This window comes from Pectobacterium atrosepticum, from assembly GCF_000740965.1.
GTDB classification, from domain to species: Bacteria; Pseudomonadota; Gammaproteobacteria; order Enterobacterales; family Enterobacteriaceae; genus Pectobacterium; species Pectobacterium atrosepticum.
Genome location: NZ_CP009125.1, coordinates 2,533,773 through 2,546,067 on the forward strand (window position 1 = coordinate 2,533,773; position 12,295 = coordinate 2,546,067).

Annotated in this window: 15 protein-coding genes; 8 read left to right on the top strand and 7 right to left on the bottom strand. The window is 47.2% G+C overall.

Annotated features, from left to right (window positions below; translation table 11 throughout):
• Positions 1–17 precede the first annotated feature (17 nt).
• Complete coding sequence (locus GZ59_RS11155; protein WP_011093804.1) at positions 18–794, bottom strand: MBL fold metallo-hydrolase; 777 nt, start codon at positions 792–794, stop codon at positions 18–20.
• A 247-nt stretch (positions 795–1,041) separates the two neighbouring features.
• On the opposite strand from GZ59_RS11155, the gene pptA reads away from it, so the two are divergent.
• Entirely contained in the window at positions 1,042–1,272 is a 231-nt protein-coding gene (gene pptA, locus GZ59_RS11160) for a tautomerase PptA (protein ID WP_011093803.1), read from the top strand.
• Positions 1,273–1,343: 71 nt separating this feature from the next.
• Here pptA and GZ59_RS11165 read toward each other — a convergent pair whose 3' ends face one another.
• Positions 1,344–2,861 (bottom strand): pyridoxal phosphate-dependent decarboxylase family protein, encoded by a 1,518-nt coding sequence (locus tag GZ59_RS11165; RefSeq protein ID WP_011093802.1) that lies wholly within the window; start codon positions 2,859–2,861, stop codon positions 1,344–1,346.
• Positions 2,862–2,879: 18 nt separating this feature from the next.
• Complete coding sequence (locus tag GZ59_RS11170) at positions 2,880–4,262, bottom strand: diaminobutyrate--2-oxoglutarate transaminase (protein WP_011093801.1); 1,383 nt, start codon at positions 4,260–4,262, stop codon at positions 2,880–2,882.
• A 412-nt stretch (positions 4,263–4,674) separates the two neighbouring features.
• Between GZ59_RS11170 and GZ59_RS11175 the strand changes: the two genes are divergently transcribed.
• Together GZ59_RS11175 and GZ59_RS11180 are read left to right on the top strand one after the other, a co-directional pair.
• The gene (locus GZ59_RS11175) at positions 4,675–4,908 is read left to right on the top strand and encodes a type II toxin-antitoxin system Phd/YefM family antitoxin (RefSeq protein WP_011093800.1); all 234 of its coding nucleotides are present in this window, start codon (positions 4,675–4,677) and stop codon (positions 4,906–4,908) included.
• Positions 4,909–4,938: 30 nt separating this feature from the next.
• Positions 4,939–5,274, top strand: a complete 336-nt coding sequence (locus tag GZ59_RS11180; protein ID WP_011093799.1) for a type II toxin-antitoxin system RelE/ParE family toxin — start codon at positions 4,939–4,941, stop codon at positions 5,272–5,274.
• Between the two features lie 48 nt (positions 5,275–5,322).
• On the opposite strand, the gene GZ59_RS11185 is transcribed toward GZ59_RS11180, so the two are convergent.
• Positions 5,323–6,618 carry a glycoside hydrolase family 10-like protein gene (locus GZ59_RS11185; RefSeq protein ID WP_011093798.1) on the bottom strand — a complete coding sequence of 432 codons (1,296 nt, stop codon included), beginning with the start codon at positions 6,616–6,618 and terminating at the stop codon, positions 5,323–5,325.
• A gap of 5 nt (positions 6,619–6,623) precedes the next feature.
• Positions 6,624–6,911, bottom strand: coding sequence for a VF530 family protein (locus tag GZ59_RS11190; RefSeq protein ID WP_039291810.1), 288 nt, complete (start codon positions 6,909–6,911; stop codon positions 6,624–6,626).
• 189 nt (positions 6,912–7,100) lie between these two features.
• Between GZ59_RS11190 and GZ59_RS11195 the strand changes: the two genes are divergently transcribed.
• The gene (locus tag GZ59_RS11195) at positions 7,101–7,307 is read left to right on the top strand and encodes a DUF6500 family protein (protein ID WP_039291813.1); all 207 of its coding nucleotides are present in this window, start codon (positions 7,101–7,103) and stop codon (positions 7,305–7,307) included.
• Between the two features lie 189 nt (positions 7,308–7,496).
• Here the strand turns inward: GZ59_RS11195 and GZ59_RS11200 are convergent, their stop codons facing one another.
• The gene (locus GZ59_RS11200) at positions 7,497–7,859 is read right to left on the bottom strand and encodes a FlxA-like family protein (RefSeq protein ID WP_011093795.1); all 363 of its coding nucleotides are present in this window, start codon (positions 7,857–7,859) and stop codon (positions 7,497–7,499) included.
• 179 nt (positions 7,860–8,038) lie between these two features.
• A complete protein-coding gene (locus tag GZ59_RS11205; RefSeq protein ID WP_051122293.1) occupies positions 8,039–8,482 on the bottom strand; it encodes a nuclear transport factor 2 family protein in 444 nt (147 codons plus the stop codon).
• A gap of 776 nt (positions 8,483–9,258) precedes the next feature.
• On the opposite strand from GZ59_RS11205, the gene GZ59_RS11210 reads away from it, so the two are divergent.
• The 4 genes from GZ59_RS11210 (at position 9,259) to GZ59_RS11225 (ending at position 12,229) form a co-directional block, all read left to right on the top strand.
• Positions 9,259–9,699 carry a winged helix-turn-helix transcriptional regulator gene (locus GZ59_RS11210; RefSeq protein WP_039291815.1) on the top strand — a complete coding sequence of 147 codons (441 nt, stop codon included), beginning with the start codon at positions 9,259–9,261 and terminating at the stop codon, positions 9,697–9,699.
• 29 nt (positions 9,700–9,728) lie between these two features.
• Positions 9,729–10,316 (top strand): DUF1349 domain-containing protein, encoded by a 588-nt coding sequence (locus tag GZ59_RS11215; RefSeq protein WP_373365832.1) that lies wholly within the window; start codon positions 9,729–9,731, stop codon positions 10,314–10,316.
• A 67-nt stretch (positions 10,317–10,383) separates the two neighbouring features.
• A complete protein-coding gene (locus tag GZ59_RS11220) occupies positions 10,384–11,304 on the top strand; it encodes an alpha/beta fold hydrolase (RefSeq protein ID WP_039291820.1) in 921 nt (306 codons plus the stop codon).
• Between the two features lie 28 nt (positions 11,305–11,332).
• A complete protein-coding gene (locus tag GZ59_RS11225) occupies positions 11,333–12,229 on the top strand; it encodes a LysR family transcriptional regulator (protein ID WP_011093789.1) in 897 nt (298 codons plus the stop codon).
• Positions 12,230–12,295 lie beyond the last annotated feature (66 nt).

Genomic DNA, 12,295 nt, shown 5'->3' on the forward strand with positions numbered 1-12,295 from the left:
TTCCGGTATTATCCGGTTTAGAATTGCACGCTTTCACCATCGTTCGGTACGTGCGCGATGGACTGAAGCTTTTCTTCGTGCAGATAGTCACGGAGTTCAGCACGGCTCAGGAGGCAATGATTCACCGCTTCCATATGTGTGGCAACTATCGCCGCGTTAGGCACAAGCTGATGTACACGCCGAACATCCTCTTTTCCCATGATAATCGAACCGAAACTGGGGATGAATGCATTACCGATATTCAATGCGACCACATCGGGAGAATAATCCGTCAGTACATCGATAACATGCTGATTCCATACGGTATCACCAGCCAGATAAAATGACTTCTCATTAGCATGTTGAAAGACGATACCGCAGACTTCACCGAGTCGTTCCGCCAGTTGTGGGTTGGCGTAGGTTTCATCAGAACCGTGCTGACCAGCCGTTTTTATCAGCGTTATTCCGTCATATTCCATCTGCTCACCCAGTACACGTACCGATATAAATCCCGCGCGTCGAATGAGGTCAGCATCTTGCGCATTTTGGCTGAAAATTGGCATCGTTTTCGGGATGGCCTTGATAGCTGCATCATCCCAATGGTCAAGGTGTGTATGCGTCACAATCACGGCATCAACGTCCAGAATCGTCGCCATAGGTAAAGGAAGCTCGACCAAGGGATTACGCAGATGATCATTCGCTGTTCCGGGGAAGCCAGGATAGGTTGCTTTTGGTGCCAACATCGGGTCAATCAGAAACGTTTTTCCACCAAATTCCAGTTGTAATGTCGCATTACGAATCTGCGTTATTTTCATCTTATTGTTCCTATATTGGGTTAACTGGCAGCGCCGTTACGCGCCAAACAGAAGCAGTATAAGAATCTGGCAGATCGCTAACAGTGGCCTGAATGACACACTTCGATGAGTTTAGGCCAATTTGTCATAAGCGGATTGTTTATCATCGGGCGGGACTATCCTATTGCTGTCTTCATGCACACTAGCTATCTTAACTAACTGGCTATCTTAACCAACGTGCTGTTTCATCACTGAAAAGGACCATCCCATGCCCCATATTGATGTCAAACACTTCCCAAGAAACCTGTCTGAAGAAGAGAAGAAAATCGTCGCTGAAGATCTCGCTGCCGTTCTGAAGAAGCATTTCGGTTCTTCTAATGATTCGCTTTCTGTCGCGTTCAACGAAATTCAGCCAGAGCGCTGGAAGGATGAGGTTTACGATCCGATCATCAAACCGCATTTGGATACGTTGGCAAAAAAACCGGGATATTCGTATTAAAAAATACGTAATAAAAAGCCGATAACACTGTGAGTGTTACCGGCTTTTATGCTGCTGTAGAGCAGGGGAGATTACGCTGTCAGCAGTTGCTGTGCAGTGCTTTCAACCAGAGCCAGCAGGACTTTGACATCATCCAGGCTCACCGTTGGGTTCAGCAATGTCAGTTTCAGGCAGGTAACGCCATCAAACTCAGTTACCCCGACGTTGGCACGTCCTGATTCCAGCAGTGCATCGCCAATACGTTGGTTAAGCAGTGCAATCGTTGCATTATCCGCTGTTGCCACCTGTTGTGGACGAGAACGGAACAAAACGCTTGCCAGCTGCGGCTGCATTACTAATTCCAGCGAGGCGTGTTCATCCACATACTGGGCAACCTGCTGCGCCAGCGTGACGCCATGATCGATGATCGCCGCGTACTGCTGTTGGCCTAACGCTTCCAGACCCATCCACAGTTTCAGCGCATCAAAACGACGCGTCGTCTGTAATGATTTCGACACCAGATTCGGCACACCCTGCGCTTCATCGAACTCAGAGTTCAGGTAAGCCGCCTGATAGCGCATTAGCTCATAATGGCGAGCTTCTTTCAGCAAGAATGCGCCACAGCTGATGGTCTGGAAGAATTGTTTGTGGAAATCCAATGTAATGGAATCCACCAATTCAATACCGTCCAGATAATCGCGATACTTCTCGGACAGCAATAGTGCACCGCCCCAAGCTGCATCAACGTGCACCCAAATCTGGTGTTCCGCTGCCAGTGTCGCAATCGCCCGCAGAGGATCGATTGCTCCTGCATCAGTGGTTCCCGCCGTCGCGACAATCGCCAGAATCTGCTCGCCGTTAACCTTGGCCAACGCTACTTTCTCAGCTAAATCGTTGAGATCCATCCGCGCGAAGCGATCGGTTTTCACCAGCGTGACGCATTGATAACCCAGCCCCAATAAAGCCATGTTCTTTTGCACCGAGAAATGGGCATTTTCAGAACAGAACACTTTAATTTTCTTCAGGTTACCGACTAATCCGTCTTGCTGGATCGAATGTCCCTGACGTGCGAAGAAGGCATCACGCGCTAACATCAGCCCCATCAGGTTGCTCTGAGTGCCGCCACTGGTGAATACGCCAGCATCGCCAGACTGATAGCCGACTTGAGTACGCAGCCATTCAATCAGCTTCATCTCAATGATGGTGGCTGACGGGCTTTGATCCCAAGAGTCCATGCTCTGGTTGGTGGCGTTAATCAAGACTTCAGCCGCCTGACTGACCACCAGACTCGGGCAATGCAGGTGAGCGACACACTGTGGATGATGCACCGACAGGCTGTCTTTCAAAAAGTACTCAATTGCACGCTCGATAGCGACCTGGTTACCCAGGCCCTGAGGATTAAAATCCAGCGTGATGCGTTCACGCAGTTCAGCAACCGTTTTCCCCTGATACATCTCAGGCTGTTGCAGCCACTGCATAACGGCTTGGCTACTTTGAGTTATCGCTTCCTGATAGGCTTCAATACTCTGCGCAGAAGAAGCCAGAATCGGGTTGATTTTTGTTTCAACTGCTTCTGTTTCCACTACTTCTTTTTCCACTAATTGGGACATCGTGGTCATTCGCTCCACTCAGACTGGCTTCACGCCAGCAGACAGCAGGGCGTTTTCAAATTTATCCAGGAAGATTTCCAATTCAGCATTGCTGATCAGCAGGGAAGGCAGCAGACGCAGAACGCAACCATTACGGCCACCGCGCTCCAGAATCAGGCCTGATTCAAAACATTTTTTCTGTAACAGCGCAGACAGATCGCCGTCGGCTGGATAGCAACCCATGTGATCCTGCGCTTCGCCAGGCTTAACCATCTCAATCCCGATCATTAACCCCAAACCGCGAATGTGGCCGATTACCGGATAACGTTTTTGCAGCTCAGCCAGTTTGGCCTTCAGCCATTCACCTTGCTCAGCGACTTTATCTGCCACCTGATTGTCTTTGAGGTGCATCAGCGTCGTCAGGCCCGTTGCCATTGCCAGTTGGTTACCGCGGAAGGTGCCGGTATGGTGACCCGGTGCCCAGGCATCGAACTGCTTCTTGATACCCAGTACGGCTAATGGCAAGCCGCCACCGACCGCTTTGGACATCACGATGATATCTGGCTCAATGCCTGCGTGTTCAAAGGCGAAGAATTTACCAGTACGTGCGAAACCGGCCTGAACTTCGTCGATGATCAGCAGAATACCGTGTTCCTGCGTCACTTTACGGATGCGCTGCAACCACTCGGCCGGTGCTGGGTTCACGCCGCCTTCACCCTGAACAGCTTCCAGAATGACCGCTGCCGGTTTGCGTACGCCACTCTCAACGTCGTTGAGCAGGTTTTCAAAATAGTAGGTTAATGCTTTAACGCCAGCGTCACCGCCAATGCCCAGCGGGCAGCGGTACTGATGCGGATAAGGCATAAACTGGACTTCAGGCATCATGCCGTCGACGGCTTCTTTCGGTGACAGATTACCGGTTACCGACAGCGCACCGTGTGTCATGCCGTGGTAGCCACCCGAGAAGCTGATCACACCAGAACGGCCAGTGTATTTTTTTGCCAGTTTCAGCGCGGCTTCAACTGCATCGGCACCAGAAGGGCCGGTAAACTGGAGGCAGTACTCTTTGCCCTGACCAGGCAATAAGGAAAGCAGATATTCGGAGAACTGATCTTTCAACGGCGTTGTCAGATCAAGGGTATGTAACGGCAAGCCGCTAGTAATGACACGTTGGATGCTTTGCAGCACGTCAGGATGGTTATGTCCAAGCGCCAGCGTACCCGCACCAGCCAGACAATCAAGATATTGATTATTCTCAACATCAGTGATCCACACACCTTCAGCTTTCGCAATGGCCAGAGGCAATTTGCGTGGATAACTCCTCACGTTCGATTCAAATTCAGCTTGTCTTGCCAAATAGGTTTCATTGTTTCCGTTTAATGAATTCGCACCTAAACTGTCAATACGGACTTTATCCGTCATCATATCTCTCCTACAACCGTGTGCACGCTGGCAATCACAGTTGAATAAATGAATTAAATACGTAACTACTATAAGAAAAACGCGGCCAATATAGGGTTTTTCAGCCACCGACTCAATGATTTATTTCGTTTCGAAAACTTTATTTTTTCACATAAAAATCAATGTGTTGAGTAATTAATTGCTGATCATGATGCCATGACCATCTTACATGCTTATTAAATAAGCAAAAAAAAACCTCCCGCCGCAGGGTTTTTGAGCCAAAAAGGTGGTAATGAACGGAGTAAACAGCACTTTTAGCTAGAGAAAACGGAATGGAAACCGCAGGCTAGGGGGAATGTGATGCTGCTTTATGCGTTGCGATCAGTCTATATAAAGACTAAATTAAGACTGAAATGGTGGAGGGGAAGGAATTATGAAGATCGAAACGATTAGCTATATCAAAAAAAACGCAGCCACGCTTGACCTCGCTGAGCCAATTTTGGTGACTCAGAATGGCGTCCCAGCCTACGTTATTGAATCCTATGATCAACAGCAGGAACGCGAAAATGCCATTGCACTGCTTAAACTTCTGACGCTGTCTGAAAAAGACAAATCTGAAGGGAAAGTGTTCAGCAGGGAACAATTACTGGATGGGTTGGAATTCTGAGCTGACAATATCATCAGGAAGGGAAGCTAAATGAAAGAACCGAGAGTGGAAATAGAATATACCTCGACGGTCAAAATCTGTATCAGTGATATTGTCAGCCATCTTCGCCGTGTTGATGTAGAACCCGGCCCGGTGATCAATGAAATTCTGGATCAATTTGAGAGTAAAATCCGACAATTTCCCTTGAGCTGTCAGATCAGTCCTGAACTGTTGAAAATTGGGTGCGGGAAATACAGGGAATATAATACTTCGGGAGGATATAGAGTTCTCTATTCAATCGAAAATAATCGAGTTACTGTCCATGCTCTTCTTGCTCACCGACAAGATATCAAGCAATTGTTATTTAAGCGCTTGATTCAGACGTGATTGGGCACAAGGGGACAGTACAGAGATTTTGGATGCCGCTGCAACCCGTTAAATTGGATTCCAGCGGTTTCTGAGATAATTGACCGCTTCCTGAGTTTGTGGCTGATTGAGATAGTTTTCTCTGAACAAAATCGTGCCGTCAATGTGCGGAGTAGACTCGTTCAAATCGAGCTGCTTCTTCAGTTCTGGCACGCCACCACTGATCATCCAGTCTGGTTCATTCTTTGACGGTTCACCCACTTTATACAGTGCAACGCCAATATAGAGGCGCGTGCTTGTGGGCTTCACCACATCCGCCCACCATTTTGCCAATACATCGTAGCGAGCCGCATCGCGCGCAAAGGGCCAGTAAAGCTGCGGGGCGATGTAATCCAGTAGCCCTTGCTGAACCCACAGGCGGGTATCGGCATAGGCTTCATCATAGGCAGCCGCGCCTCGTGTGTCGGAACCTGCTGCATCGTGCGACCGGTTGCGCCATACGCCAGCAGGGCTGACACCGAATTCAACCTCAGGTTTCAACTGCTTGATGGTGCGCGAAACCTGCTCAATCAGCTGTTGTGTATTGTGTCGCCGCCAGTCAGCTTTTGAGCCAAATCCCTGACCATACTTTTTAAAGGTCTCTCCATCGTTAAGAACGGAGCCGGGTGATTCAGCATAGAAGTAGTCATCGAACTGCACCCCATCAATAGCGTAACGCGCAACGACTTCGGCCACGATACTGGTGATCCAGTTTCGTGCTTCCGGAATTCCTGGGTCGAGCACAAAGCGATCGCCAGCCGTGCGAATCCAGTCACGATGCAACACAAATACGCTGGCCGGATTCTGCGACAGCGTGCGGTTTAGCTCCGCAACGGTTCCTGACTTGGTGTTGACGGATACGCGATAGGGATTAAACCAGGCATGGACTTTCATGCCGCGTTTGTGCGCTTCATCCAGCATGAACTGGAGCGGATCGTAACCAGGATCCTCACCAATATGGCCTGTCATCATATCTGACCAAGGCAATATTTTAGAGGGCCAGAGTGCGGTGCCATCAGGCTTAATCTGGAAAAATACGGTATTGATACCGAGACTTTTCAATTTATCCAGCTTGCCTTTCAACGCTTCCTGCTGCTGAGTAATGCGGATGGCAGGGCTGTTGGTATTGACTGATGTCACCGGCGGCCAGTCGAGGCGGGAAACGGTCGCCAGCCAGACACCGCGCACCGGTTCCTGATGCTGCTGAGATGTGGCCGGATGTGGCTGTTTAACAGGAGGAAGCGGAGTGACAAGTGAACTCGGCGGTTTGGAGGCGCAACTGGCGAGTAGAAGCGCAGCGGCAATAAGTACGACTGGCTTTTTCACGTTAGTTAGCTCTTATTTTTGCGACTATTAGCCCATGGGTCAGTGGCACTATCATCTGGTGTTACGGGAGCGGCATCATCCAGAGAATCAAGATACAGTGCTTCAACTTCGGCGCGAGCCCACGGCGTCCGACGCAGAAATTTTAAACTGGATTTCACGCTTGGATCGCTTTTAAAGCAATTGATGTTGATCAGTTTACCCAGCTCAACCCAGCCAAAACGGTCAACCAGCGCATTGACTTGCATTTCAAGCGTTACGCCATGTAAAGGGTCTTTAGAAATATGAGCTGTCATGTAGTAAAAGTCCGGTAGTTTCAGATGTTATGTGCAGAATTGGGCTTGTAGCAAGGGAAGGGTACAAGAAAGCAGGGCGTGCGGCAATGTTGTGCGGCCATGCCGATATGACAATATTGGCACGAATACACAGGATTACATCAGCAAAGTGCTAGTATGAGCGTCCTAAGCCATCATCAAGGAAAGGTAATGAGAGCCAGTATTCGGACGAAGATAGTGAGAGTATGTGAAGCCAAGATTGCAGCTAAAGGAGATAATGTTGGCGTATCATTTTATGCTTTTTTTGCCAACAAAAACGATGATCCGGAATTACTCATGGAAGTCGCCCAATGGTGGATCATGGAGATGAAGCTGGACCATTTTGAAAAAGCCAGAAAAATCATATCTCTTGTATGACTTAATCAAGCTCATATTCCAAAACTGACCTTAATTGCTGGCTCACCGCAGTTTTTAGTGAGGTATGAGCCAATACTTTTTCAGATATTTCCCCACCATATCGTAGGGTGGAATGAGTAAGTAGAGTCTGACATATAAAATTCGGACTCTACTTTCAATAGTTTACCGAGGAAAGTTAATCATTAAACGCTATACATAAACATCTATAGCATTATCTTCCGTTGGACTATTGACGCCTTCAGCAACTTTGGGAGTGGGATTATCTTTCGATACCTCCTCAACGCCTACGATATTTTTATCCGCAGCCTTCTGAGTTTGCTGTTGCTGAATTTGTGCGAGCTGTGCTTGCAGCATTTGAATTTGTGCCTGAATAATATCCTGCATCGCTTTTTTTTCTTTAGCATCAAGAGTCGTGTCGGAGCCTAACTCTTTTAGCTTTTGCGTCAATTGAGAGATCTGTTTGGTTATCGCAGCAATTTGTGAACCGTTGCCTCCTGAGCTCGCTTTCGAGCTGCTTGACACGCTGCTGCTATCCATAGTTATTGTTGCCATAATTCCTCCGTTAGATGGTACTTATTAAGTATCGACCGCGTTTTTCTTCACTTTAATTATTCTGGCGATCAGCCGTTTTTTGATTCACTCCTCTAGATTACCGATTTCTGATTAATATAATAAGAATACTGCTATAGACAGTGAGCTATAGCAGTCAGGCTAGCGGTTATATAGACCACTTAGCTTTGCGCTGCAGCGATACGCTTTCCAACTTCTGCGGAAAGGTCTATTACGACGCTTGCAGGGCGCATCATTACGACTAAATCAGTGATTTTACCAGCATCATTAAATTCAATAAGATCGACACCGGTGAGAAGTTCGTCACCCATATTGGCGTTGAACTCTAAAACATAACCTGATTTGCTGGAAAAGTGTCTAGCATACTGAAAGTTTTCAAGTACGCTAAAGACGGCTGGCAGAATAACCATCAGTGGTCCCTTGCCGTGGTATGGGTCGAACGTTGATGGGTTACTGAAAACAACATCTTCAGCAAGTAAATCAGGCAGCCGTTCCCAATCTGCTTCAGCGATGATGCGATGCCACTCCTGAAGCCCAGACTGAACCGCTGCATTAGGTGAAGTTTGTTGGATATTGTGCTGGGCATTCTGTTCTACTTTACTCATATCTGTTTCCTTCCACTTATTATTATAGGCACGACTTCTTTTTTAAATCATAGAGTCGTGCTAGTGCTGACATTTACCATTTTAATAAATGGCAGGTTTTCAGTTTCTATAGCGTGCTGCTGCACGGCTGTTGCTAAAACCCTGGGCCAGAAGCATTCTTGCATGCTCAAATGAATTCCATTCCTCAATGTCAGGAACAGGAGGGATCGTGACCAGTTCTTGGCGGTCAAAACCTATAAGTGCGGCGTTGACTAACTGGTCTACACGTTCCTCAATATTGGACGGTTGACGAAATGGATGTTAGTATCGTTTAGATAGTCAGTCAATACAAAAAAGATAGTAACAAAGAAAAGCGGCATTCTTGGGCATCTCAGGCTTTGAAAGTGGTGAAGCGTCAAGTCTGTTCAAGTCTAAGATGTACTGAATATTTAACGTCTTATAAGCAGTTAAGAGCGTTGCTGCGGCGATTTTGATAAAATTGTAAGAAAGGATTCATACTCATCGTGCTAGCAATGCGGTGGGTATACCCCCTGGTTTATTAAAAAAACTGCCTGCGATTACAGTATTGCGTGAAGGTTGTGAAGGGAAAAATGGGGAAATAGTTGATGCTTCATACATGTGATTTATTACACTCAGGGTTGACTGATTACCTCTGCTGACCATTTAGGAAGTGACGACAAGGTGTTGTAGATACTCGCGTTTTCCTCAGTCAACAAGTCAACTTTGAAAATGTGTTTTAAAATCAATTAAGTTCCAACCTAATTTTAGTGAATATTATGAAAAATAAAGATTTCTCAACCGGATCTTGTCCTATTGCAAGAAGCCTCGTTTTTTTAGGGGACGCATGGACAGTGCTGATACTCAGGGATGCTCATGCTGGAATGACCCGTTTTGATCAATTCCGTAAAAGTCTGGGGATTGTGCCGACGATGTTAACCAAGCGGCTGGCCTCACTGACTCAGGAAAATCTTCTGCAAAAGAGGCTGTATTCAGAACATCCGCCACGCGAGGAATACGTTCTGACAGAGTCGGGACGGGACTTTTTACCTGTGCTGTTTATGTATGAAGCATGGGGACGAAAATACCGCGGTGAAGGTGAACTCATGCAGATCCTTGATGATGAAACCGGACTTGAAGTGCGGCCCGTAGCGATAGACCGTATTACCGGTGCTGAAATCGGTACCAGACCGTTCCACATCGTGCAGCCTAAAGACTAGCGGAAATATAACTCAAGATGGAGGAAGTAATGGCATTGTCAGAACCTGAACAAAATACGTGGATAAATCGCCCTGAATATTCAGAAGTTAGCGAAGACAGAATAGTTATAGTGAGTGATGCTAACACTGACTTTTGGGAAAATACTTACTATGACTTCAGCCATTACACCGGACATGTGTACGGGAAAGAAACTGAGAGTGATTTCACTTTTCAGGTCAGAATCAAAGCGGACTTCAGAGCCCTGTACGATCAAGCGGGGATTTTCATTGGAGGAACTGAGACAACGTGGATTAAGGCCGGAATAGAATTTAATGATGGACAGCCATCTATCGGATGCGTTGTCACTAACAATAATTCTGACTGGTCGACAGGACTTTTTCCGGGAAATCCAGGCGACTTTTGGATGCGGGTAACATCTAAAAGCGATGTTATACGCATCCAATATTCTATTGACGGAAAAAATTGGCCCTTGCTGAGATTATGTACATGGCCCGGGACACGAAAAAGATTCATTGGCGTGATGTGCTGCTCTCCTAAAAGAAAGGGATTAAGCGCCGAGTTTACCGAAATATTATTGACTACTCCGCTCGATAGCGATCTTCACGACCTTTCATAGGTAACAAGCAATACAGGTGTTCATAAGTCCACTGTTGAAACCTTCTTAAAAGGTAATGGAGTTTATTATGTACGGTCATATACGAAATAAAGGTGTCAATATTGCTTATGAGAGTTTTGGCGACGAATCGGCAGAAATTATCATCCTTGTCGCTGGACTTGGATCTCAGATGATCAGTTGGTCCGATGCATTTTGTCAAAACGTTGTAAGCAGAGGCTATCGCGTTATTCGTTTCGATCATCGCGATGTAGGGTGCTCCTCACATTTCTACGACTCTCCTGTTCCAAATATGGGAGAGGTTAATAAAGCCATATCAGCAAACCGTCAACCGGACGTTCCTTACACGTTAGATGATATGGCGGGGGATTTAATCGGTATGATGGATGCCCTTTCAATTACAGCGGCGCATTTTGTGGGCCGGTCAATGGGAGGGATGATCGCCCAGATTATTGCCGCTCATCATCCTGAAAGGGTGCTATCGCTCTCAATAATTATGTCAAGTTCCGGAAACCCTTCGTTGCCGCAGACAACGTCGGACGTCATGGCTCTGATGACGCAGCCAGCTCCCAATCCTTTCCTTAATGAACCCGAATATCTTAATCACCGCCTGCGGCTGGCTGAGCGGTTAGCGGGTAAGATCTATCCCTTTGATACTGAGAGGTACCGCAGTCAATTCAAGGAGGAACTCAGACGTTGTTTCAACCCAGAAGGATTTACAAGACAAATGGCGGCTCTTGTTGCTTCTGGCGACAGGCGGAAACTACTCGCTACGATAGCGGCTCCGACACTGGTGGTCCACGGTACTGATGACCCTCTGTTCGTTCCTTCACATGGTGAAGACGTTGCCATAAATATCCCAGAGGCTGAATTTATGCTTATTGACGGCATGGGGCATGATATTCCGAATCAGCTAAATGCACTCGTTACTGACGCTATAGTACGGATCGCACAACGCCATCATCAGAATTCCGCGTTACGTACTTCTTAAGATTGTGATTAATCAAGAGGGATTATCAATGCGCAGAAAGAATATTAACGATTATCAGGCTTTTATCGCGGTCGCGCGTGAACAGAGTTTCACCAAAGCAGCAGCACAGTTGGGTGTCTCACAATCTGCGTTAAGCTACACAATCAGAACTCTGGAGGCACATCTGGGTATTCGCCTCCTGACACGTTCAACCCGCAGTGTCTCGGTTACCGAAGCTGGCGAACGTCTCCTCAGTCGCATCGGGCCACATTTCGATCAAATTGAAGATGAAATCGCTGCACTCAGCGGGATGCGTGAAAAACCGGCAGGCACGGTACGCATCACCTCGGTTGAGCATGCAGCTGAAACCCTCCTCTGGCCTAAACTCGCGCCCATGCTCCTGAAATATCCTGATATCAATATTGAGATTATTAGTGAGTACGGGCTTAAAGATATCGTTGCGGAACGTTATGACGCAGGTGTGAGACTCGGGGAGCAGGTTGATAAGGACATGATCTCCCTGCCGCTTGCGGAAAACTTTAGTTTTGCTGTGGTGGGTTCTCCCTCTTACCTTAAAAGGAAGGCGGTTCCTGTGATCCCCAGTGATCTTAGCCACCATAGTTGCATCAAATTACGACTTCCAACTCTGGGAAGCATTTATACGTGGGAGTTTTATAAGGAGGGTAATGAGATTAAAGTTCGCGTTGATGGGCAGGGGACATTTGCCACAATAAGTATGATGCGTCAGGCTGCTCTTGATAGTCTGGGTCTCGCATACCTGCCAAAAGACACGGTAGATGCCGAGCTAAAAAATGGCAAACTGGTTCAGGTTCTTGCTGACTGGTGCCCTCCACGGCCTGCTTATCATCTTTACTATCCCAGCCGGAAGCAGCATTCGCGGGCCTTTATGCTGGTACTCGATGCTCTCCGATATCCCAGCGTATAACTTCCCCACATAAATACCCCGTCTACATGAATCTTATCGATTCGATTTTATTAAGAAAATACCTTT

Excerpts from the sequence above, each read along its gene's own strand:
- GZ59_RS11155 (WP_011093804.1), bottom strand. The coding sequence starts at position 794 with ATGAAAATAACGCAGATTCGTAATGCGACATTACAACTGGAATTTGGT.
- pptA (WP_011093803.1), top strand. The coding sequence starts at position 1,042 with ATGCCCCATATTGATGTCAAACACTTCCCAAGAAACCTGTCTGAAGAA.
- GZ59_RS11165 (WP_011093802.1), bottom strand. The coding sequence starts at position 2,861 with ATGTCCCAATTAGTGGAAAAAGAAGTAGTGGAAACAGAAGCAGTTGAA.
- GZ59_RS11170 (WP_011093801.1), bottom strand. The coding sequence starts at position 4,262 with ATGACGGATAAAGTCCGTATTGACAGTTTAGGTGCGAATTCATTAAAC.
- GZ59_RS11175 (WP_011093800.1), top strand. The coding sequence starts at position 4,675 with ATGAAGATCGAAACGATTAGCTATATCAAAAAAAACGCAGCCACGCTT.
- GZ59_RS11180 (WP_011093799.1), top strand. The coding sequence starts at position 4,939 with ATGAAAGAACCGAGAGTGGAAATAGAATATACCTCGACGGTCAAAATC.
- GZ59_RS11190 (WP_039291810.1), bottom strand. The coding sequence starts at position 6,911 with ATGACAGCTCATATTTCTAAAGACCCTTTACATGGCGTAACGCTTGAA.
- GZ59_RS11195 (WP_039291813.1), top strand. The coding sequence starts at position 7,101 with ATGAGAGCCAGTATTCGGACGAAGATAGTGAGAGTATGTGAAGCCAAG.
- GZ59_RS11200 (WP_011093795.1), bottom strand. The coding sequence starts at position 7,859 with ATGGCAACAATAACTATGGATAGCAGCAGCGTGTCAAGCAGCTCGAAA.
- GZ59_RS11205 (WP_051122293.1), bottom strand. The coding sequence starts at position 8,482 with ATGAGTAAAGTAGAACAGAATGCCCAGCACAATATCCAACAAACTTCA.
- GZ59_RS11210 (WP_039291815.1), top strand. The coding sequence starts at position 9,259 with ATGAAAAATAAAGATTTCTCAACCGGATCTTGTCCTATTGCAAGAAGC.
- GZ59_RS11215 (WP_373365832.1), top strand. The coding sequence starts at position 9,729 with ATGGCATTGTCAGAACCTGAACAAAATACGTGGATAAATCGCCCTGAA.
- GZ59_RS11220 (WP_039291820.1), top strand. The coding sequence starts at position 10,384 with ATGTACGGTCATATACGAAATAAAGGTGTCAATATTGCTTATGAGAGT.
- GZ59_RS11225 (WP_011093789.1), top strand. The coding sequence starts at position 11,333 with ATGCGCAGAAAGAATATTAACGATTATCAGGCTTTTATCGCGGTCGCG.